The sequence below is a fragment of the Streptomyces sp. AC627_RSS907 genome (assembly GCF_019049165.1).
The window spans coordinates 1-542 of the sequence record NZ_JAGMUE010001108.1 but is presented as its reverse complement, the minus strand read 5'-3'; the positions used below and the strand labels follow the sequence as shown (position 1 = coordinate 542).

1 pseudogene is annotated in these 542 nt (G+C 71.0%); it reads left to right on the top strand.

The features are described 5' to 3' along the window. Positions 1-34: 34 nt before the first annotated feature. Positions 35-542 (top strand): annotated as a pseudogene (locus tag KUM32_RS40540) (urocanate hydratase); the annotation flags it as partial.

Below are 542 nucleotides of genomic sequence, written 5' to 3'. Positions count from 1 at the left end.
GCGTACCACCCGTCGAGCCAGGGAGGCAGCACCCATGTCGGGACCGCGACCCGTACGAGCACCGCGCGGCACGGAGCTCAGCACGCTGGGCTGGCAGCAGGAGGCCGCGCTGCGGATGCTGCAGAACAACCTCGACCCCGAGGTCGCCGAACACCCCGACAAGCTCGTCGTCTACGGCGGCACCGGCAAGGCGGCCCGCGACTGGCGCTCGTTCGACGCGATGGTGCGCACCCTGACCACGCTGCGCCAGGACGAGACGATGCTCGTGCAGTCCGGCCGCCCGGTGGGCGTCATGCAGACCCACGAGTGGGCGCCGCGCGTCCTCATCGCCAACTCGCACCTGGTCGGCGACTGGGCCAACTGGGAGGAGTTCCGCCGCCTTGAGGCCCTCGGCCTGACCATGTACGGGCAGATGACCGCCGGCTCCTGGATCTACATCGGCACCCAGGGCATCCTGCAGGGCACGTACGAGACCTTCGCCGCCGTCGCCGCCAAGAAGTTCGGCGGCTCGCTGGCCGGCACCATCACGCTCACGGCGGGCC